This window comes from Enterobacter sp. HK-058-C-ECC, from assembly GCF_047531125.1.
In the GTDB taxonomy this organism is placed as follows: Bacteria; Pseudomonadota; Gammaproteobacteria; order Enterobacterales; family Enterobacteriaceae; genus Enterobacter; species Enterobacter quasiroggenkampii.
On record NZ_JBLKCH010000007.1, the window covers coordinates 248,715 to 269,493 of the forward strand.

The 20,779-nt window shown below is 53.9% G+C and carries 19 protein-coding genes; 1 reads left to right on the forward strand and 18 read right to left on the reverse strand.

Annotated features, from left to right (window positions below; genetic code table 11):
• Window positions 1–54 precede the first annotated feature (54 nt).
• The 16 genes from pstS to asnC all read right to left on the reverse strand — a co-directional run bounded on the left by pstS (window position 55) and on the right by asnC (window position 16,473).
• The gene (pstS, locus tag ACMWJS_RS15660; RefSeq protein ID WP_032675678.1) at window positions 55–1,095 is read right to left on the reverse strand and encodes a phosphate ABC transporter substrate-binding protein PstS; all 1,041 of its coding nucleotides are present in this window, start codon (window positions 1,093–1,095) and stop codon (window positions 55–57) included.
• Window positions 1,096–1,416: 321 nt separating this feature from the next.
• On the reverse strand, window positions 1,417–3,246 hold the full coding sequence (gene glmS / locus ACMWJS_RS15665) for a glutamine--fructose-6-phosphate transaminase (isomerizing) (protein WP_021242665.1): 1,830 nt from the start codon (window positions 3,244–3,246) through the stop codon (window positions 1,417–1,419).
• Window positions 3,247–3,470: 224 nt separating this feature from the next.
• The gene (gene glmU / locus ACMWJS_RS15670) at window positions 3,471–4,841 is read right to left on the reverse strand and encodes a bifunctional UDP-N-acetylglucosamine diphosphorylase/glucosamine-1-phosphate N-acetyltransferase GlmU (protein WP_414747288.1); all 1,371 of its coding nucleotides are present in this window, start codon (window positions 4,839–4,841) and stop codon (window positions 3,471–3,473) included.
• Between the two features lie 138 nt (window positions 4,842–4,979).
• Complete coding sequence (locus tag ACMWJS_RS15675; protein ID WP_003862360.1) at window positions 4,980–5,399, reverse strand: F0F1 ATP synthase subunit epsilon; 420 nt, start codon at window positions 5,397–5,399, stop codon at window positions 4,980–4,982.
• Window positions 5,400–5,419: 20 nt separating this feature from the next.
• Window positions 5,420–6,802 (reverse strand): F0F1 ATP synthase subunit beta, encoded by a 1,383-nt coding sequence (gene atpD / locus ACMWJS_RS15680; protein WP_003862362.1) that lies wholly within the window; start codon window positions 6,800–6,802, stop codon window positions 5,420–5,422.
• A 31-nt stretch (window positions 6,803–6,833) separates the two neighbouring features.
• Window positions 6,834–7,697: a F0F1 ATP synthase subunit gamma gene (gene atpG / locus ACMWJS_RS15685; RefSeq protein WP_024907886.1), complete on the reverse strand. Its 864-nt coding sequence runs from the start codon at window positions 7,695–7,697 to the stop codon at window positions 6,834–6,836.
• Window positions 7,698–7,748: 51 nt separating this feature from the next.
• Window positions 7,749–9,290: a F0F1 ATP synthase subunit alpha gene (gene atpA / locus ACMWJS_RS15690; protein ID WP_003862367.1), complete on the reverse strand. Its 1,542-nt coding sequence runs from the start codon at window positions 9,288–9,290 to the stop codon at window positions 7,749–7,751.
• Window positions 9,291–9,302: 12 nt separating this feature from the next.
• Window positions 9,303–9,836 (reverse strand): F0F1 ATP synthase subunit delta, encoded by a 534-nt coding sequence (atpH, locus tag ACMWJS_RS15695; protein WP_008500192.1) that lies wholly within the window; start codon window positions 9,834–9,836, stop codon window positions 9,303–9,305.
• Window positions 9,837–9,850: 14 nt separating this feature from the next.
• Window positions 9,851–10,321, reverse strand: a complete 471-nt coding sequence (gene atpF / locus ACMWJS_RS15700) for a F0F1 ATP synthase subunit B (RefSeq protein ID WP_003862370.1) — start codon at window positions 10,319–10,321, stop codon at window positions 9,851–9,853.
• A gap of 48 nt (window positions 10,322–10,369) precedes the next feature.
• Window positions 10,370–10,609, reverse strand: a complete 240-nt coding sequence (atpE, locus tag ACMWJS_RS15705; protein WP_000429386.1) for a F0F1 ATP synthase subunit C — start codon at window positions 10,607–10,609, stop codon at window positions 10,370–10,372.
• Window positions 10,610–10,658: 49 nt separating this feature from the next.
• The gene (atpB, locus tag ACMWJS_RS15710) at window positions 10,659–11,474 is read right to left on the reverse strand and encodes a F0F1 ATP synthase subunit A (RefSeq protein WP_008500193.1); all 816 of its coding nucleotides are present in this window, start codon (window positions 11,472–11,474) and stop codon (window positions 10,659–10,661) included.
• Window positions 11,475–11,482: 8 nt separating this feature from the next.
• A complete protein-coding gene (atpI, locus tag ACMWJS_RS15715; protein ID WP_008500194.1) occupies window positions 11,483–11,863 on the reverse strand; it encodes a F0F1 ATP synthase subunit I in 381 nt (126 codons plus the stop codon).
• 616 nt (window positions 11,864–12,479) lie between these two features.
• Window positions 12,480–13,103, reverse strand: a complete 624-nt coding sequence (gene rsmG / locus ACMWJS_RS15720) for a 16S rRNA (guanine(527)-N(7))-methyltransferase RsmG (RefSeq protein ID WP_414747289.1) — start codon at window positions 13,101–13,103, stop codon at window positions 12,480–12,482.
• Window positions 13,104–13,210: 107 nt separating this feature from the next.
• Window positions 13,211–15,100 (reverse strand): tRNA uridine-5-carboxymethylaminomethyl(34) synthesis enzyme MnmG, encoded by a 1,890-nt coding sequence (gene mnmG / locus ACMWJS_RS15725; RefSeq protein ID WP_045285347.1) that lies wholly within the window; start codon window positions 15,098–15,100, stop codon window positions 13,211–13,213.
• 374 nt (window positions 15,101–15,474) lie between these two features.
• Window positions 15,475–15,924: an FMN-binding protein MioC gene (gene mioC / locus ACMWJS_RS15730; protein ID WP_008500197.1), complete on the reverse strand. Its 450-nt coding sequence runs from the start codon at window positions 15,922–15,924 to the stop codon at window positions 15,475–15,477.
• A 90-nt stretch (window positions 15,925–16,014) separates the two neighbouring features.
• Complete coding sequence (asnC, locus tag ACMWJS_RS15735) at window positions 16,015–16,473, reverse strand: transcriptional regulator AsnC (RefSeq protein ID WP_008500198.1); 459 nt, start codon at window positions 16,471–16,473, stop codon at window positions 16,015–16,017.
• Between the two features lie 151 nt (window positions 16,474–16,624).
• Between asnC and asnA the strand changes: the two genes are divergently transcribed.
• A complete protein-coding gene (gene asnA / locus ACMWJS_RS15740; protein ID WP_045909354.1) occupies window positions 16,625–17,617 on the forward strand; it encodes an aspartate--ammonia ligase in 993 nt (330 codons plus the stop codon).
• Here asnA and viaA read toward each other — a convergent pair whose 3' ends face one another.
• On the reverse strand, window positions 17,618–19,069 hold the full coding sequence (gene viaA / locus ACMWJS_RS15745) for an ATPase RavA stimulator ViaA (protein WP_032675674.1): 1,452 nt from the start codon (window positions 19,067–19,069) through the stop codon (window positions 17,618–17,620).
• Window positions 19,063–20,559, reverse strand: a complete 1,497-nt coding sequence (ravA, locus tag ACMWJS_RS15750; protein WP_032675673.1) for an ATPase RavA — start codon at window positions 20,557–20,559, stop codon at window positions 19,063–19,065. The genes viaA and ravA overlap by 7 nt, the downstream gene beginning before the upstream one ends.
• Between the last annotated feature and the right edge of the window lie 220 nt (window positions 20,560–20,779).

Genomic DNA, 20,779 nt, shown 5'->3' on the forward strand with positions numbered 1-20,779 from the left:
CCTGTAGGCCGGGTAAGCGCTAGCGCCACCCGCCATTTTCGTCAGAATGCTAAATTAATACAATGCTTTACCGCTGCTGTCTTTTACGTTGGTTTTCCATGCAGCGCGAATCTGCTCAACCACGTTGTCTGGCAGGGTGGCGTAATCCAGAGCGTTAGCCTGTTTGCCGCCGTTTTTGTATGCCCAGTCGAAGAACTTCAGCACTTCAGCGCCCTGCTCAGGTTTCTTCTGCTCTTTGTGCACCAGGATGAAGGTGGTAGAGGTGATTGGCCATGCACCTTCGCCCTTCTGGTTAGTCAGATCCTGCGCGAAGGATTTGCTCCAGTCAGCGCCTTTGGCAGCGTTAGCAAAGTTCTCTTCGGTCGGGCTAACCGGCTTGCCGTCGGCAGAAACCAGTTTGGTGTAAGACAGGTTGTTCTGCTTCGCGTACGCATACTCTACGTAGCCGATGGAGCCAGGCAGACGCTGTACGAACGCGGCGATACCGTCGTTACCTTTACCGCCCAGACCGGTAGGCCAGTTAACGGTAGAACCGGAGCCGACTTTAGATTTCCACTCTTCGTTCACTTTCGCCAGGTAGCTGGTGAACACGAAAGAGGTACCGGAACCATCCGCGCGGCGAACCACGGCGATGTTCTGAGAAGGCAGCTTCAGGCCTGGGTTGAGCTTAGCGATCGCTTCGTCATCCCATTTTTTGATGTTGCCCAGGTAGATGTCACCCAGCGTTTTGCCGTCCAGCACCAGCTCGCCCGACTTCACGCCCGGCAGGTTGATGGCCAGAACCACGCCACCGATCACGGTAGGGAACTGGAACAGGCCTTCCTGAGCCAGTTTGTCATCAGACAGCGGAGCGTCAGACGCGCCGAAATCAACCGTGTTCGCGGTAATTTGTTTCACGCCACCGGAGGAGCCGATACCCTGATAGTTAACCTTGTTACCGGTTTCTTTCTGGTAGGTATCCGCCCATTTGGCATACACCGGCGCAGGGAAGGTTGCACCAGCGCCAGTCAGGCTTGCTTCTGCAAATACAGAGAACGCGCTCAGAGATAAGGTCGCGGCGACAACAGTTGCGACAGTGGTACGCATAACTTTCATAATGTCTCCTGCAAGATTTTCGTAAATCGTTGTTTAGTGGCTACGATGAGCAAAATAGGACAAACAGGTGACAGATAAATGTACGAATTATGACAGTTTTATGACAATGAAAATTTAACTTAAAATTAAACTAAACAAAGCTTAATTTTCATCGAGTTAGCCACTTTTATGACAGGTTGTTTTCAGAAATATTTTCTTTATGTGACACTGAAAAAAGTAGCTGAAGATGACAAATTGTCATTATTAAAAATGAGAAAGGATTGATGAAAAACAAACCAGACAGGATAAAAAAGCTCCACCCGAAGGTGGAGCCTGAAGGGTTTATTCTACAGTGACCGATTTCGCCAGGTTACGAGGCTGGTCGACGTCGGTGCCTTTGATCAGCGCCACGTGGTAAGCCAGCAGCTGCAGCGGAACGGTGTAGAAGATCGGTGCAATCACCTCTTCCACATGCGGCATCTCGATGATGTGCATGTTGTCGCTGCTGGCGAAACCGGCATCTTTGTCGGCGAAGACGTACAGGACACCGCCGCGGGCGCGCACTTCTTCGATATTAGATTTCAGTTTTTCCAGCAGTTCGTTATTTGGTGCCACAACGATGACCGGCATATCGGCGTCAATCAGCGCCAGCGGGCCGTGTTTCAGTTCGCCTGCCGCATACGCTTCTGCGTGAATATAGGAGATTTCTTTCAGCTTCAGCGCGCCTTCCAGCGCAATCGGATACTGATCGCCACGACCCAGGAACAGGGCGTGATGCTTGTCAGAGAAATCTTCCGCCAGCACTTCAATGCGTTTGTCCTGAGACAGCATCTGCTCAATACGGCTCGGCAGCGCCTGCAGACCATGAACGATGTCATGCTCAACGGAAGCATCTTCGCCTTTCAGACGCGCCAGCTTCGCCACCAGCATCAGCAGAACGGTCAGCTGAGTGGTAAACGCTTTAGTGGAGGCCACGCCGATTTCGGTACCCGCTTTGGTCATCAGCGCCAGATCGGATTCACGCACCAGGGAAGAGCCCGGGACGTTACAGATGGCCAGAGAGCCCAGGTAACCCAGCTCTTTAGACAGTCGCAGCGCAGCCAGGGTATCCGCCGTTTCACCAGACTGGGAAAGGGTGATCATCAGGCTGTTACGACGCACCGCAGATTTGCGATAGCGGAATTCAGACGCAATTTCCACATCACACGGCACGCCCGCCAGGGATTCAAACCAGTAGCGAGAGACCATACCGGAGTTGTAGGAGGTGCCGCAGGCCACGATCTGAATGTGCTCAACCTTGCTGAGCAGTTCGTTCGCATTTGCACCCAGCTCGCTCAGATCCACTTCACCGTGGCTGATGCGCCCGGTCAGGGTGTTTTTGATGGCGTTTGGCTGCTCGTAAATCTCTTTCTGCATGTAGTGACGGTAAGCGCCTTTGTCGCCCGCGTCGTACTGCAGGTTAGATTCGATCTCCTGACGCTTCACCTGCTCGCCTTTGGTATCGAACACGGTCACGCTGCGGCGAGTCACTTCGGCGATATCCCCCTCTTCCAGGAAGATAAAGCGGCGGGTTACCGGCAGGAGCGCCAGTTGGTCAGAGGCGATAAAGTTTTCACCCATGCCCAGACCGATAACCATCGGGCTACCGGAACGCGCGGCCAGCAGCGTGGACGGATCGCGGGAATCCATGATCACCGTACCGTACGCACCGCGCAGCTGAGGGATAGCACGCAGCACCGCATCACGCAGTGTGCCGCCCTGCTCCAGCTCCCAGTGCACCAGGTGAGCAATCACTTCGGTGTCGGTTTCAGAGACGAAGGTGTAGCCGCGCGCTTTCAGTGCTTCGCGCAGCGGTTCGTGGTTTTCGATAATGCCGTTGTGCACAACCACGATGTGTTCAGACACATGCGGGTGCGCGTTGCCTTCAGACGGTTCGCCGTGCGTCGCCCAGCGGGTATGCGCAATACCGGTTCCCCCGTGCAGCGGATGTTCTTCCGCGGCCTGGGCCAGCATCTGCACTTTACCGAGACGACGCAGACGGGTCATATGACCTTCTGCATCGACGACAGCCAGACCGGCAGAGTCGTAACCACGGTATTCCAGACGACGTAAACCTTCGAGAAGGATTTCAGCAATATCACGCTGCGCAACTGCGCCAACAATTCCACACATAATTTATATTCCGAATTTAGGCATTATGCCTGCGTTGTCGCTGACCTGTATTTGCCCTTTCGGGGCACCCCGAGCCTTGTAGAGAGTGGGGTTATTGTTATGGGTACTGCTTGTGGGGGGAGATATATATTTATCCCCTCTCCCGGGTTTGCCTGATGACGGCTACGCCTTATCAGGCCTACTCAATCGTAGGGCGGGTAAGCGTAGCGCCACCCGCCTTGTTGTTACTTTTTCTTCACCGGGCGTTTCCAGCCCTGCTTGCTGACCTGCGGAACGCGGCTTAATACCAGCTCGTTCTCGGCCACATCGCGCGTTACGGTTGTTCCAGCGGCAATAGTCACCCCGTTACCCACGGTAACAGGCGCCACCAGCTGCGTATCGGAGCCAACGAACACGTCATCACCAATGATCGTTTTAAACTTATTGGCGCCGTCATAGTTACAGGTAATCGTCCCTGCACCAATATTCACGTTATTGCCAATTTCCGCGTCGCCCAGATAGGTCAGATGACCTGCTTTAGAGCCTTTACCCAGACGCGCTTTTTTCATCTCCACGAAGTTACCCACGTGAGCGCCTTCCAGCAGCTCAGCACCCGGGCGCAGACGCGCAAACGGGCCGATAGTACAGGCCACGTCCAGACGAGCATCTTCCACCACGCTGTACGGGCTGATTTCGCAGTCGTCACCGATGATGCTGTTTTTGATCACGCAGCCGGCGCCAATTTTGACGCGGTTGCCCAGCGTCACGTTACCCTCGAGGATAACGTTAGTATCAATTTCAACGTCACGCCCGTGAGATAATGAGCCACGCAGATCGAAACGCGCCGGATCGCGCAGCATCACGCCTGCCAGCAGCAGTTTTTCAGCCTGTTCGGACTGATAAACACGCTCAAGGCGAGAAAGCTGAAGACGGTTATTCACCCCTTCGGTTTCGCTGATGCGCGCCGGATGGACCGCCGCAATCTCGCGCCCTTCGTGGTACGCCATCGCAATAATGTCGGTGATATAGTATTCACCCTGCGCATTGTTGTTGTTGAGCTTCGACAGCCAGCGCTTCATATCCGCGCCATTGGCAATCAGGATACCGGTGTTGATCTCCTGAATCTGACGCTGCGCCTCACTGGCATCTTTATGCTCAACAATACCCGTAACGTTGCCGTTTTCACGGGTGATACGACCATAACCGGTTGGATCGTCCAGCACGACGGTTAATAAACCGATGCCGCCCTGCGGTTTGGCTTCACGCAGGCGAGTCAGTGTTTCAACAGAGATCAGCGGGACATCGCCGTAGAGCATCAAAATGTCTTCGTCATCCGCAAAGAAGGGCGCTGCCTGCTGCATGGCATGGCCTGTACCCAACTGTTCAGCCTGAAGCACCCAGTTGAGCTTGTCGTCGCTCAGCGTCTTTTTAAGCAGATCGCCGCCGTGGCCGTAGACCAGGTGAACCTGATTAGCACCCAGTTCATTCGCTACATCAATGACATGCTGCACCATTGGCTTTCCTGCAAGCGTGTGAAGCACTTTAGGCAGGTCGGAATACATGCGGGTTCCTTTGCCTGCGGCAAGGATCACCACGCTCATCGCACTGTTTGACATACGCATCCTGACGGTAGTTTGAGTGAGAAGTAAAAACGTTTGATGCTTAAAATTCTACATCTTTTTCAGCATGAATTAAGGCCGAAAAAAAAAGCCAGCCTGGTATCCAGACTGGCTTTTGTGCTTTTCAAGCCGGTGTTACATCGCTTTTTTGGTCAACTCGATAACGCGCAGTTTCGCGATCGCTTTGGCCAGCTCCGCAGACGCCTGAGCGTAATCCACGTCACCATGAGAGCTGTTAATGTGCTCTTCAGCCTTACGCTTCGACTCCAGGGCTCGCGCTTCGTCGAGATCCTGGCCACGAATAGCGGTATCGGCCAGAACGGTCACACTGCCAGGCTGCACTTCAAGAATGCCGCCGGACAGATAGATAAACTCTTCGTGACCGAACTGTTTAACGATGCGGATCATACCAGGCTTAATGGCGGTGAGCAGCGGTGCGTGACCCGGGAAAATACCCAGTTCACCTTCACTACCCGTTACCTGGATTTTCTCGACCAGACCAGAGAACATTTGTTGCTCTGCGCTGACGACGTCCAGGTGGTAAGTCATTGCCATATCACCCTCCGATTAAGGCGTTAAAGTTTTTTGGCTTTTTCCACAGCTTCTTCGATGGAACCAACCATGTAGAACGCCTGCTCTGGCAGGTGATCGTATTCGCCTTCCATGATGCCTTTAAAGCCACGGATGGTGTCTTTCAGGGAAACGTATTTACCTGGAGAACCGGTGAATACTTCCGCAACGAAGAACGGCTGGGACAGGAAGCGCTGGATCTTACGCGCACGTGCTACCACCAGTTTGTCTTCTTCAGACAGTTCATCCATACCCAGGATGGCGATGATGTCTTTCAGTTCCTGGTAACGCTGCAGCAGGGACTGTACGCCACGCGCGGTGTCGTAGTGTTCCTGACCAACAACCAGTGGATCCAGCTGACGGCTGGTGGAGTCCAGCGGGTCAACGGCCGGGTAGATACCCAGAGACGCGATCTGACGGCTCAGTACCACGGTTGCATCTAAGTGCGCAAAGGTGGTGGCTGGTGATGGGTCAGTCAAGTCATCCGCAGGTACGTATACCGCCTGAACGGAGGTGATAGAACCGGTTTTGGTAGAGGTGATACGTTCCTGAAGAACCCCCATCTCTTCCGCCAGCGTAGGCTGATAACCTACCGCTGAAGGCATACGACCCAGCAGTGCAGATACTTCAGTACCGGCCAGGGTGTAACGATAGATGTTATCAACGAACAGCAGAACGTCACGGCCTTCGTCACGGAACTTCTCAGCCATCGTCAGGCCGGTCAGCGCAACGCGCAGACGGTTTCCAGGTGGCTCGTTCATCTGGCCGTAAACCAGGGATACTTTGTCCAGAACGTTGGAGTCGGTCATTTCGTGGTAGAAGTCGTTACCCTCACGAGTACGTTCACCTACGCCCGCAAACACAGAGTAACCGGAGTGCTCGATCGCGATGTTACGGATCAGCTCCATCATGTTTACGGTTTTACCTACACCCGCACCACCGAACAGACCAACTTTACCGCCCTTCGCGAACGGACACATCAGGTCGATAACTTTGATACCGGTTTCCAGCAGTTCCTGAGAGCTGGACAGCTCTTCGTAGGAAGGTGCCGCGCGGTGGATAGCCCAACGCTCTTCTTCACCGATGTCGCCTTTCATGTCGATTGGCTGACCCAATACGTTCATGATACGACCCAGTGTTGCTTTACCTACCGGGACTTCGATCGGGTGCTCAAGGTCTTTTACTTCCAGACCACGACGCAGACCGTCGGAAGAACCCATCGCGATGGTACGCACGATACCGCCGCCGAGCTGCTGCTGAACTTCCAGCACCAGGCTCTCGTTACCATTCTGTACCTCAAGCGCGTCGTACACGCGTGGTACGGCGTCCTGAGGGAACTCGACGTCCACCACGGCGCCGATTACCTGGACAATCTTTCCAGTAGCCATCTTGAATCCTCTACGTAATTCGTAAACCTGGTTAAACCGCGGCGGCCCCCGAGACGATCTCGGTGAGTTCCTGAGTAATGCTGGCCTGACGAGCTTTGTTGTAAACCAACTGCAGCTCTTTAATCAGGCTGCCGCCATTATCGGTCGCGGCTTTCATCGCCACCATTCGTGCGGCCTGCTCGCTGGCCAGGTTTTCTACAACGCCCTGATAAACCTGAGATTCAACGTAACGACGCAGCAGGGTATCCAGCAGCGGTTTCGGATCGGGTTCATACAGGTAATCCCAGGTTTTTTGCTTCAGCTCGCCATCTTCTGATGCCGGTAACGGCAGCATCTGAGTGAGCGTTGGAACCTGAGACATGGTGTTAATGAATTTGTTGCTGACAACGTACAGTCTGTCCAGACGGCCTTCATCATAAGCCTGCAACATCACTTTAACCGGGCCGATCAGTTCGGACAGGGACGGGTTATCACCCATACCGGTCACCTGAGCGACAATGTTGCCACCAACGGAATTAAAGAAAGAGACGCCTTTAGAGCCGATCATTGCGATATCGCACTGAACGCCTTTTTCAGACCATGCTTTCATATCCGCCAGCAGTTTTTTGAACAGGTTAATGTTCAAGCCGCCACACAGACCACGGTCGGTCGACACCACCAGGTAGCCCACGCGCTTAACGTCGCGTTCTTCCAGGTAAGGGTGCTTATATTCCAGATTACCGTTTGCAAGGTGACCAATCACTTTGCGCATGGTTTCTGCATAAGGACGGCTGGCCGCCATGCGATCCTGCGATTTACGCATTTTGGAAGCGGCGACCATCTCCATCGCTTTAGTGATCTTTTGCGTGTTCTGGACGCTTGCGATCTTACTACGTATCTCTTTTGCGCCGGCCATGAGCTTCTCCTCAATGCCAGGCGGCTTGTCCTGAGACAAGCCGCCGGACGATTACCAGGATTGGGTTGCTTTGAAGGAATCGAGGATAGCTTTCAGCTTGCCTTCGATTTCGTCGTTATAGCCACCGGTCTGGTTGATCTCTTGCATCAGCGGAGCGTGATCACGGTCGACGTAAGCCAGCAGAGCGGCTTCGAAGCTACCGATTTTCGCCAGTTCCACATCTTCGAGGTAACCGCGTTCAGCCGCGAACAGAACCAGGCCCTGCTGAGCAACAGACATTGGTGCGTACTGTTTTTGCTTCAGCAGCTCGGTCACTTTCTGACCGTGGCTCAGTTGTTTACGGGTTGCTTCGTCCAGATCGGATGCGAACTGAGAGAACGCAGCCAGTTCACGATACTGTGCCAGCGCGGTACGGATACCACCGGACAGTTTCTTGATGATCTTGGTTTGAGCAGCACCACCAACACGGGATACGGAGATACCCGGGTTAACTGCCGGACGAATACCGGAGTTAAACAGGTTGGTTTCCAGGAAGATCTGACCATCGGTAATGGAGATTACGTTGGTCGGAACGAACGCAGAAACGTCACCCGCCTGGGTTTCAATGATCGGCAGAGCGGTCAGAGAGCCCGTTTTACCCTTCACTTCACCTTTGGTGAAGTTCTCGACGTATTCCGCGTTTACGCGGGAAGCACGCTCCAGCAGACGAGAGTGGAGGTAGAATACGTCGCCAGGGAACGCTTCACGTCCAGGTGGACGACGGAGCAGCAGGGAAACCTGACGATAAGCAACAGCCTGTTTAGACAGGTCATCGTATACGATCAGCGCATCTTCACCGCGGTCACGGAAGTATTCGCCCATTGCGCAACCGGCGTATGGCGCCAGGTATTGCAGTGCAGCAGATTCAGACGCGGTCGCCACCACAACGATGGTGTTAGACAGTGCGCCGTGCTCTTCCAGTTTACGAACCACGTTGGAAATGGTGGACGCTTTCTGGCCAATAGCCACGTACACACATTTGATGCCGGAGTCACGCTGGTTGATGATGGCGTCAATAGCCATCGCGGTTTTACCGGTCTGACGGTCACCGATGATCAGTTCACGCTGACCACGACCGATTGGGATCATGGCATCAACGGACTTATAACCTGTCTGAACAGGCTGATCTACGGACTGACGGTCGATAACGCCTGGTGCGATAACTTCGATTGGGGAGAAGCCATCGTGCTCAACCGGACCTTTACCGTCGATTGGCGCACCCAGGGTGTTAACAACGCGACCCAGCAGGCCACGGCCAACCGGCACTTCCAGAATACGGCCAGTACACTTAACCTTCATGCCTTCGGCGAGGTCAGCGTATGGACCCATCACAACTGCACCAACGGAGTCGCGCTCCAGGTTCAGTGCGATAGCGTAACGGTTACCCGGCAGGGAAATCATCTCACCCTGCATACAATCGGCCAGGCCGTGGATGCGGATAACACCGTCACTTACAGAAACAATAGTACCTTCGTTGTGAGCTTCACTCACAACATTGAACTGAGCAATGCGCTGCTTGATCAGTTCGCTGATTTCGGTGGAATTCAGTTGCATGCTCCAGTCCCCTTAAGACTGCAAGACGTCTGCAAGGCGCTCAAGACGGCCGCGTACGCTGCCATCAATGACCATATCACCCGAGCGGATGATTACGCCTGCCATTACAGACTTATCGATTTTGCAATTCAGCTTAACTTTGCGTGACAGACGTTTTTCCATCGCGGCGGTAATTTTCGCAAGCTGTTCGTCACTCAGTTCAGTCGCAGAAGTCACTTCGACTTCAGCGGTAGCTTCACTAAGGGCACGTAAGTGCTCAAACTGCTCGAGAACATCCGGGAGCACACGGAGACGACCATTCTCTGCCATCACCTTAATCAGGTTCTGGCCGTTGGCATCCAGTTGCTCTCCGCACACGGCGATAAACGACGCGGCGAGGGTTTCAGGTGCTAACGCACCGGAAAGCAACTCGGCCATTTGTTCGTTTTTCGTCACCTCAGCGGCAAACGCCAGCATATTCTGCCAGCGATCGACATTTTGGTGTTCGATAGCAAAGTCAAAAGCTGCTTTGGCGTAGGGGCGAGCTACCGTAACAAATTCAGACATCAGCCCCTCCCTCCTTACAGTTCAGCGACAAGTTTGTCCACGATGTCGCTGTTAGCAGCTTCATCCACGGAACGTTCGATGATCTTCTCGGCGCCAGCAACAGCCAGAATCGCAACCTGCTTACGCAGTTCTTCACGAGCACGTTTACGCTCAGCTTCAATTTCAGCCTGAGCCTGTGTCACGATCTTAGTACGTTCCTGTTCTGCTTCAGCTTTGGCTTCGTCCAGGATCTGCGAACGGCGTTTGTTAGCCTGTTCGATGATAACCTGAGCTTCCGCTTTCGCTTTTTTCAGCTGGTCTGTCGCGTTGGCCTGTGCAAGGTCCAAATCTTTCTTAGCGCGTTCTGCAGAAGCCAGACCGTCAGCAATTTCTTTCTGACGTTTTTCGATGGCAGCCATTAAAGGCGGCCATACATACTTCATGCAGAACCAGACAAAGAGAATAAACGCGATGGCCTGGCCGAGGATTGTTGCGTTCATGTTCACAGCACAATACCTCTTTAATATCTGTGGCTTAGGGTTTTAAAACTACTACTACGCGACAGCAAACATCACGTACAGACCCAGACCTACAGCGATCATTGGGATAGCATCCACCAGACCCATAACGATAAAGAACTGAGTACGCAGCAGAGGAATCAGATCAGGTTGACGCGCAGCGCCTTCCAGGAATTTGCCCCCGAGGATGCCGATACCGATCGCAGCACCGATAGCCGCCAGACCCATCATCACAGCGGCAGCCATGTACAGCAGATCCATATTCAGGTTTTCCATGACAGTCTCCAGTTTGTTTCAATTAAAACGTAGTAGTGTTGGTAAAAAATCAGTGCTCTTCAGACGCCATCGACAGATAGACGATCGTCAGAACCATGAAGATAAAGGCTTGCAGCGTAATGATCAGGATGTGGAAAATGGCCCACGGCACATTCAGAACCCACTGTGACCACCACGGCAGAAGACCCGCGATCAGAATGAAAATCAGCTCACCCGCATACATGTTGCCGAACAGTCGCAGACCCAGTGAAACAGGTTTGGACAGCAGGCTAACGCCTTCCAGGATCAGGTTGACCGGAATAAACGCCCAGTGGTTGAACGGCTGCAAGGTAAGCTCTTTCACAAAGCCGCTTACGCCTTTCATTTTGATGCTGTAGAAAAGAATCAGGATAAACACGCCCAGCGCCATCGACAGGGTGATGTTCACGTCCGCAGACGGTACCACACGCAGTGCAGGCAGGCCGAAGATGTGCTCGCCGATGAACGGCAGCAGATCGATTGGCAGCAGGTCCATCAGGTTCATCAGGAAGACCCAAACGAACACGGTCAGCGCCAGCGGAGCAATCAGCTTGCTCTTACCATGGTACATGTCTTTGACGCTGCCATGGACGAAGCCGATGATCATTTCGATGAAGGTCTGGAATTTCCCTGGTACACCGCTGGTCGCTCGTTTAGCAACACCGCGGAACATGGCCAGGAACAGAAGACCCAAAACCACCGAGAAGAACATGGAGTCGATGTTGATCGTCCAGAAGGTGGCCGGGGGGTTATGTGGATCCACCAGCGAGAATGTACGCAGGTCCAGCTGAAGGTTATTCAGATGGTGACCTATGTAATCCTGCGGCGTCATATTTTCTGAAGCCATGATGCCTTTTACCCTTTGTTATTGATTACAGCTGGAGCCAGAACTTGTACCACCAGCACCAAAACCCACGTTGCTATCAGCGGCATGAAGACCACTTTCAAAACCGCCAGCGCCATCACCAGTAGAGCAAAGGTCAGCAACACCTTACACACTTCGCCGAGGGCGAAGGACCAGGCCACGCGGCCTTTGGCAGGTGTATGCGCCTGATGACGCCAGGCAAAAATCATAAACAACACGTTTGGCAGCACAACCGCCAAACCCCCGCACACGGCGGAGATGCCCCAGAAGGGGTCTTTGAGGCTAAACAGCAGTCCACTTGCTATCACAGCCAGAAACTGAATGAACAGAAGCTTACGAGCAACGTTTCTACTCAAGAGCGACACAGACATCACGTTTTTACTCCTGCTCCCTTCGAGGTATGCCGCGTGTCGTATAAAACGTCCTTTAAGGCTCAGAGTCAAGCATCAAAAAGCGGTCAAATTATACGGTGCGCACCCGTGATTTCAAACATTAAGTAGCGAAAAGGTGAATAAATGTTTAAATATTTTTCCCCACCGCTATTTTTTAACTTTCGCTGAAAGCGTCAACCTTCGACCAAAACTGCAAACAGCGCGAAAACGTTGACGATAAAGCGTGCACGAGATCACAAAACACACATTTGCGATAAGGTTGTATTTATCAAAGGCGCAAATCGCGGAAATTTATCTTTATGAAATTAAACGCAAAACGTCGTAACTATTTTCAAAACAGCCCAGTACACAATAAAAACCTTTTATTGACATTCTTAATAAATAATTAACATTGCGTTCTGGTTACTGCCTTCCACTTTTAGCAGACTTATATTTTCACAGATGACTATCTTCTCGGTGAATAATAGTTACTTCGTTAACCGGAAGAAAAACCTTAGTGAAACAGAGGTTAAAAGCTGCCCGATAAATCCCCGCTAGTTGTGCTGTTTTTTAACATGATAAGAACAGCACGAATTCCACATTTTTTATTAATTTTTTAAAAATTGTTTGGCTTAATTATCACCAGGTGACGTTCACCTTCGAGCTGAGGAATCTCTAATTTCTCAATAGACTCGACAGCAAAACCGTCCGGAAGCTGTTCAATCTCATCGCCTGGCACCTGCCCTTTCAGCGCATAAAAGCGGCCGTTCTCCGCAGGTAAGTGTTTGCACCAGCTCACCATATCGTTGAGCGACGCAAATGCGCGGCTGATAACCCCGTCAAACGGCGGCTCTGCCGGGAACTCCTCTACCCTGCTCTGCACGGGCGTGATGTTCTCAAGCTTCAGCTCATGCTGTACCTGACGTAAAAAGCGCACGCGTTTGCCGAGGCTGTCCAGCAGCGTGAAATGGCTCTCAGGGCGAACAATCGACAGCGGAATACCCGGCAGACCAGGGCCCGTCCCCACGTCGATAAAGCGTTCACCTTTCAGCCAGGGGGCAACCACGATGCTGTCGAGAATGTGGCGAACGAGCATCTCGTTGGGGTCGCGAACAGACGTCAGGTTGTACGCTTTGTTCCATTTGTTCAGCATATCGACATAGGCCACCAGCTGATTTTTCTGGTGATCGGTGAGCGAAATACCTGCCTGATCCAGCAGACGAGAGAGTTTGTTGAGCACAGTGAATACCTGTTGAGAGACTTAAGTGGCGGGTGGCGCTTCGCTTACCCGCCCTACGGAGTTCAGTAGGCCCGGTAAGCGCAGCGCCACCGGGCAATTTCAAGGCTTTACGCGCTACGGCGCAGCATGCCCTGCTTTTTCAGCCACACCAGCAGGATCGAAATCGCCGCTGGAGTCACGCCCGAGATGCGGGACGCCTGGCCGATCGATACCGGTTTGTGATCGTTCAGCTTAGCGATCACTTCGTTGGAAAGGCCCGTCACCTGGCGGTAGTCCAGCATTTCCGGCAGCAGCGTGTTTTCGTTACGCTGCTGTTTTTCGATCTCATCCTGCTGACGCGCGATGTAACCTTCGTACTTCACCTGGATCTCAACCTGCTCCGCCGCTTCAGCATCTTCCAGGCCCGGCGCGAACGCGGTCAGTTTGACCAGGTTCTCGTAGGTGACTTCAGGACGGCGCAGCAAATCTTCACCGCTGGCCTCGCGCGACAGCGGCGCGGTTAAGTGAGCGTTTACTTCAGCAGCGGTTTCCGCCTGCGGATTCACCCAGGTGGTTTTCAGACGCTGACGTTCCTGTTCAATGCGTTCCAGCTTCTCGTTGAAGCGCGCCCAGCGTTCGTCATCGACCAGACCGAGCTCGCGGCCTATTTCGGTCAGACGCAGGTCGGCGTTATCTTCACGCAGCATCAGGCGGTATTCCGCGCGAGAGGTAAACATACGGTACGGTTCTTTGGTACCCAGCGTGCAGAGATCGTCAACCAGCACGCCCAGGTACGCCTGAGAACGGCCGGGAGCCCAGCCTTCTTTCTCGGCAGAGAAGCGCGCAGCGTTCAGGCCGGCAAGCAGGCCCTGTGCAGCCGCTTCTTCGTAACCGGTGGTGCCGTTAATCTGACCCGCAAAGAACAGACCGTGGATGAATTTGCTCTCCAGGGTCGGCTTCAGGTCACGCGGATCGAAGAAATCGTACTCAATAGCGTAGCCAGGGCGAACGATTTTTGCGTTCTCCATACCCTGCATTGAGCGAACAATTTGCATCTGCACGTCGAACGGCAGGCTGGTGGAGATGCCGTTCGGGTAAATTTCGTTTGAGGTCAGCCCTTCCGGCTCCAGGAAGATCTGGTGCTGGTTGCGATCGGCGAAGCGCATCACTTTGTCTTCGATCGACGGGCAGTAGCGCGGACCGATCCCTTCGATCACGCCGGCGTACATCGGGCTGCGATCGAGGTTATTGCGGATCACGTCGTGGGTTTTCTCGTTGGTATGCGTGATATAGCACGGCACCTGCTGCGGATGCTGTGCCGCATTGCCCATAAACGAGAAGACCGGCATTGGGTTATCACCGTGCTGTTGCGCCAGCACGCTGAAATCAATGGTACGCGCATCAATACGCGGCGGCGTACCGGTTTTCAGGCGGCTAACGCGCAGCGGCAGTTCGCGCAGACGGCGAGACAAGGGAATAGACGGCGGATCGCCAGCACGGCCACCGCTGTAGTTATCCAGCCCGATATGGATTTTACCGTCCAGGAATGTCCCCACGGTCAACACCACGGCTTTGGCGCGGAATTTGAGGCCCATCTGGGTCACCGCGCCTACGACGCGATCGTTCTCAACGATAAGATCTTCAACCGCCTGCTGGAAGATCATCAGGTTCGGCTGGTTCTCCAGCGCGGTACGTACCGCCTGACGGTAAAGTACGCGGTCTGCCTGTGCACGGGTCGCTCGAACAGCAGGCCCTTTGCTTGCGTTTAGTATCCTAAACTGGATGCCGGCATGATCGATCGCTTTCGCCATCAGGCCGCCAAGTGCATCCACTTCTTTTACCAGGTGTCCTTTCCCAATGCCGCCAATCGCCGGATTACAGGACATTTGTCCCAGCGTGTCGATATTGTGTGTCAAAAGCAGGGTCTGCTGACCCATTCGCGCTGCGGCCATTGCGGCCTCAGTGCCTGCGTGACCCCCGCCAATGATGATGACGTCAAAAGGATCCTGATAAAACATGGTGGTCTGCCTCGCGTAAAGCGGTATGAAAATGGATTGAAGCCCGGGCCGTGGATTCTACTCAACTTTAGTCTTTCGAGAAAGCATTGGGATCCTGGGCTATTAAAAAGAAGATCTTTTTATTTAGAGATCTGTTCTATTGTGATCTCTTATTAGGATCGCGAACCCATGTGGATAAGTCCGATCTCATAAAGAAGATCATGCAGTTAGAAAGGATCGTTTGCTGTGAATGATCGGTGATCCTGGACCGTATAAGCTGGGATCAGATCGCGACTTTATACACAGGCCAAAAACGACGCTACGGTTGTTCTTTGGATAACTACGGGTTAATACGAGCTTTTAACCAGACTTATCCACATCTGTTCGCGCGATCTTTAATCGTTTTTGAGTAAATTTTTCCATTCCGCGAGCCAGATCTCGGCTGGATCCTCCGGAATGTCATGATCGAGGATGTTGATCTTAAGTGTTTCACCCAGCTGTTTTGCTCCGCAGGAGGTCACAGCGGCTTCGACTTTCTCTATTGCCCCGCAAAAAGTGTCATATTCACGACTGCCGATCCCTACTGCGCCAAAACGGACGTTTGACAGATCGGGCTGCTGTTCCAGCAGTTCGTCATATAAAGGTTGCAGGTTATCCGGCAGATCGCCCGCGCCGTGCGTGGAGGTGATCAGCAGCCAGACCCCGTCAGTCGGGAGATCTTCCAGCAACGGGCCGTGCAGGGTTTCCGTAGAAAAGCCCGCCTCTTCCAGCTTTTCAGCCAGATGTTCCGCTACGTATTCTGCACCACCCAGGGTGCTGCCGCTGATAAGGGTAATGTCCGCCATTGATCGCTCGCCCAGATAAAGAGACGGCCATTGTACGCTGTGAACGAGCTGGGATCTACCTGTGGAAAATGTGGGAATGGATTTGCCCGATCACGGGCGGATGGTACGCATGATCGGGTTTTGCAGGGAGATCAGGGTCTCGGTGGACTGAATTTCATCGATTGTTTGGATCTTGTTGATAAGTACCTGCTGGAGCGCGTCGATGGATCGGCACATGACTTTAATAAAGATGCTGTAGTGCCCGGTGGTGTAGTACGCCTCGGTGACTTCATCCAGCGCGTTCAGTTTCGCCAGGGCGGAAGGGTAGTCTTTGGCGCTTTTAAGAATGATGCCGATGAAGCAGCAGACGTCGTAACCCAGCTGCTTCGGGCTGACGTCAATGCGAGCACCGGTAATGATCCCTGCCTGCTTCATCTTCTCTACGCGAACGTGAATGGTTCCCGGGCTGACGCCAAACTGTTTCGCCAGTTCGGCGTAGGCGGTACGGGCATTGGCCATTAACGCCTCCAGAATGCCGCGGTCGAGATTGTCGATCTGATAATTTTCCATAGCTTTTTCTTATGAAGATTAATGAATCACTCTATTCTAGCGCCTTATTTTATCGAATCAAAAGTGAAGAAGGCTTTTTGTTGATGGGTTATTGAATAAGGTGCCATTTCTGTTGCTTAATCAATATCAACAGGACGCAGGAGTATAAATAATGAAAACCGCTTACATCGCAAAACAACGCCAGATCAGTTTCGTAAAATCCCATTTTTCCCGCCAGCTGGAAGAGAAGCTTGGGCTGATTGAAGTCCAGGCGCCGATCCTCAGCCGCGTGGGTGACGGGACGCAGGATAACCTCTCTGGATGCGAAAAAGCGGTACAGGTGAAAGTGAAAACACTGCCAGATGCTCAGTTCGAAGTGGTTCATTCACTGGCGAAATGGAAGCGTCAGACCCTGGGACAACACGACTTCAGCGCGGGCGAAGGGCTCTACACGCACATGAAAGCCCTTCGCCCCGATGAAGACCGCCTTTCTCCGATTCATTCCGTTTATGTTGACCAGTGGGACTGGGAGCGCGTGATGGGGGATGGCGAGCGTCACGTCGGCACGCTGAAATCCACCGTTGAGGCGATCTACGCCGGGATCAAAGCAACCGAAGCGGCCGTAAGCAAAGCGTTTGGTCTGGCACCGTTCCTGCCGGAATCGATCCACTTTGTGCACAGCCAGGAATTGCTGACCCGTTTCCCGGATCTGGATGCCAAAGGCCGCGAGCGCGCAATTGCTAAAGAGCTGGGTGCGGTGTTCCTGATTGGGATCGGCGGCAAGCTGTCTGACGGTAAGCGCCATGACGTTCGTGCGCCGGATTATGATGACTGGAGCACTACCGGTGAGGGTGAATTTGCCGGTCTGAACGGCGATATTCTGGTCTGGAACCCGGTACTGGAAGACGCATTCGAGCTTTCTTCTATGGGGATCCGCGTGGATGCTGACGCGCTGAAGCGCCAGCTGGCGGTGACCGGTGATGAAGATCGTCTCAAACTGGAGTGGCACCAGGCGCTGCTGCGTGGGGAGATGCCGCAGACGATTGGCGGCGGTATCGGCCAGTCCCGTCTGACCATGCTGCTGCTTCAGCTGCCCCATATTGGTCAGGTTCAGTGTGGCGTCTGGCCGCAGCAGGTTCGCGAAAGCGTCGGCTCTCTTCTGTAATTAACGCTGCCAGCGTCTGAGCAGGCGGCTACGCAACCCGGTATCAAAGCGCCAGATATGATCGAAGATGCGCATGATGCCGGGTTTTCCATGGGCGGACATCGCCACCGCATGAAAACGGTGCTGATGCACACGCTGTAATTCCTTCACTTTATTTATCACGTCATCCGGCAGCCGCTGGGCGATAAAATCGGAAATCACCACCGCGTCAGCGTCGTACCAGTCGCCGCCCTGCATCCGCTCAACGATGCTGCGAAAACAGCTGGCCAGATCGGTGCCGCCGCGAAAACGCTGGCTCAGGAAGCGGATTGCCTGCTCGATCCCCTGCTGGTTCGTCAGCTCATAGCCTACGACTTCGCTGGAGAACAGCATGATGAAGCAGCGACGGCGATCGGCGAGCGCCACGCGCATCAGCGCCAGACAGAATGCTTTTGCACACTGCTCGTTAAACCCACCCATCGATCCGGATGTATCCACGCAAACGATGAAGGGTCCGCGCGGCTGTTCATCAAAATCCTGATGAACGACCGGCCGCTGGCTGATTTTCTCACGCCAGGCTTCGCCGTGCAGCCGGTAGGTGAGGAGCTGTTTTTCCACCAGCCGACGGTAAAACTCATACTCCAGCTCGGTCATCCCCAGCGTGCTCAGCTCCGTGGGCAGCAGACGCAGAATATCATCGCTCTGCTGGAGCCCGTCGACCTGCTCCGGAACGGTGGCCGGCTCACGCACCAGGGTGCGGAAGGTTTCCATCGGGGCGTCTTTCTTTGGAACTGACTTCGCCTCCCTTGAGCGTCCCAGCTGTTCTGCAAGCTTCATCAACTCGGGCTGCTGCGTCAGAAAATCGCCGTATTTGACGATCAGCTGATAGTCCCCGCGCCGGAGCTGGCCGGCGCTCATATCCCAGAGACGCCCTGCCGCGTTCTCATTTTCCACCAGCACCTGCTCAAGCTGGCCGCTTAAGGTCATGCGTTCCTGAACTTCGCTGAGCAGCTGTTCGCGCTCTTCATCCAGCAGCTGCTGGTTTAGCGTCGTGGCCTGCACCACCAGGCTGAGACGCCAGCGCTGTAAAAAGAGGGTGTGCAGTGCGGGAGTGAACGTGGCGTTGTCCGTGACCAGCCCCCGGGCCTGGCTGGCAAACGGGGAGTGGACCTTGTCGAGCAACGTCAGGGTTTGCGGAAGCTGGACGATAAACTGCGGCGTGGAGAGCCGCTGGCACTGCTGATAGCAGGCCACCTCTTCCGTTAACTCAGGCGGAACTTCGGTCTCCCTGAAGCGCTGACGCAAATTTTCGCGCCAGCGCGGAAGATCGTCCGTCATCGCCTTTTTGAGCTTCGGAAATTTTTCAAAAAAAGCTGCCAGCTGCGGCGAAGCCAGAAGGGTTATGACCACTTCTTCGATCAACCCTTCCTCGCTGACGGCCAGCATGACGTTAAGCGTATCCAGAGTTAGCATTGACGCGCCTGTTTAATCTGCGCGCTGACGTCCTGCAGGCTGGCTTCAATGCGACCTAACCAGTCGCTATGAATAAAGAGGCATTTTTGCTGTTCGCTAAAGCGGGTGTGCTGCTGGTGCCATTCGGTATCCAGCGCGTCCAGCTGCTGCTTAATCTCTTCGGGAACGCTGTCAGAGGCGGTTCCCGGAAGTGCGAGACGCGAGCCCTGCAGGCTGACGTCGCGGATCACCAGGTGCTGGCTGCTGTCCACTTCCATATTCAGCGGCTGCGCGAAACCGATGCCGTTGAGCTTTCCGCGGATCTCTCCGCCCTTATCCAGCCACTGCGCCAGCGCCTCGCGCTCAATCGTCACGTGCACCACCTGCATATCATGCAGCTTAAGCGGCTGCTGGAGCAGCAGGGTCAGCGTCGGGCTGGTGAGTTCGGCGGGTAATTCATAGTGCGGTTTGCGGGCGAACATCCCCCCCAGGCGATTCACTTTCAGCGCGGTTTTATCACTTTGCTGCTGCTGAAGCTGGATGCGCCGCTGGGCAATTGCCCCCAGTTGGTTGAGCATCGCCTGCTGTCCCCAGGCGTGTCCGGTCATCAAAACGTCAAGCTGCTGCTGCATCAGATTCATGCCTTCCGCGTCGTGCCAGAGGCAATCTTTCAGCAGGATCAGATCGATGGGGGCAACAGCATCGCGGCCGCTAAACAGGGCGCTGGCCTGCAGGAGGCGGATCGCTTTTTTCCAGCGGCGATCGGAGACATAGGGCGCAGAAGGAAGGTGATCAAGCTGCTGACGCAGCAGATAGATCAGCTCGAATACCGCGTCCGGCAATGTGATTTTGCCAATATCCTGCTGCCACTGGTAATACTCTTCATCCGTCACCTGCAGCGAAGCGGATACCGGGTTTTCACTTTCATCCTGCTGGCTGATCAGCATGGAGCGGAAGTTAGACTTGTCCTGTACTTTGTCCAGCCACAGGCGGATGAGCATACGGTCATACAGCGCTTCCAGGCTGCTGTCGGCTTCGGGCAGTTCGTTTGAGGCGGCCACCAGCAGGCGCATCGGGATTTTCTCTTCACTGGCGCCGTTACGGAACCGACGTTCGTTTATCGCCGTGAGCAGGGTGTTAAGAATGGCCGGTCCCGCTTTCCAGATCTCATCAAGAAAGACAATTTCTGCCTCAGGCAGATACCCCGCCGTCAAACGCTCGTAGCGCCCTTCATCTTTCAGCGCCTGAATGGAAAGGGGGCCAAACACCTCTTCCGGGGTAGAAAAGCGGGTCATCAGGTATTCAAACGCGCGTGCGTTCTGAAAAGCAAACTTAAGCCTGCGGGCAATCAGGCTTTTGGCGATACCCGGCGGCCCTAGCAGAAACACGCTTTCACCGCTCAGCGCCGCCAGCAAACAGAGGCGAATGGCGTGGCTACGCTCGAAAAGGCCTTTCTCCAGCGCGCTGCTGAGGCGGGAAATTCTTTCTGCTAATAAATGTGAGTGAGCCATAATAGTTTTGCATCCTTTCGCCGTCGTGGCGGCCAATTGAAGCGAGTATAGACGTTTCAGTCAGGGCTGGTAATAGACTGAAGTGCGGCGCAATTTTCTTTGCGCTACATTAATGCGGTTGCATTTAGGGGTACGATTTTGCATTGAATCGTGCATACTGTGCGCTTTTTGTGGGCCAAGGGACCAGGAACACATTTGTTATTCAAACGAAAAGACTAGT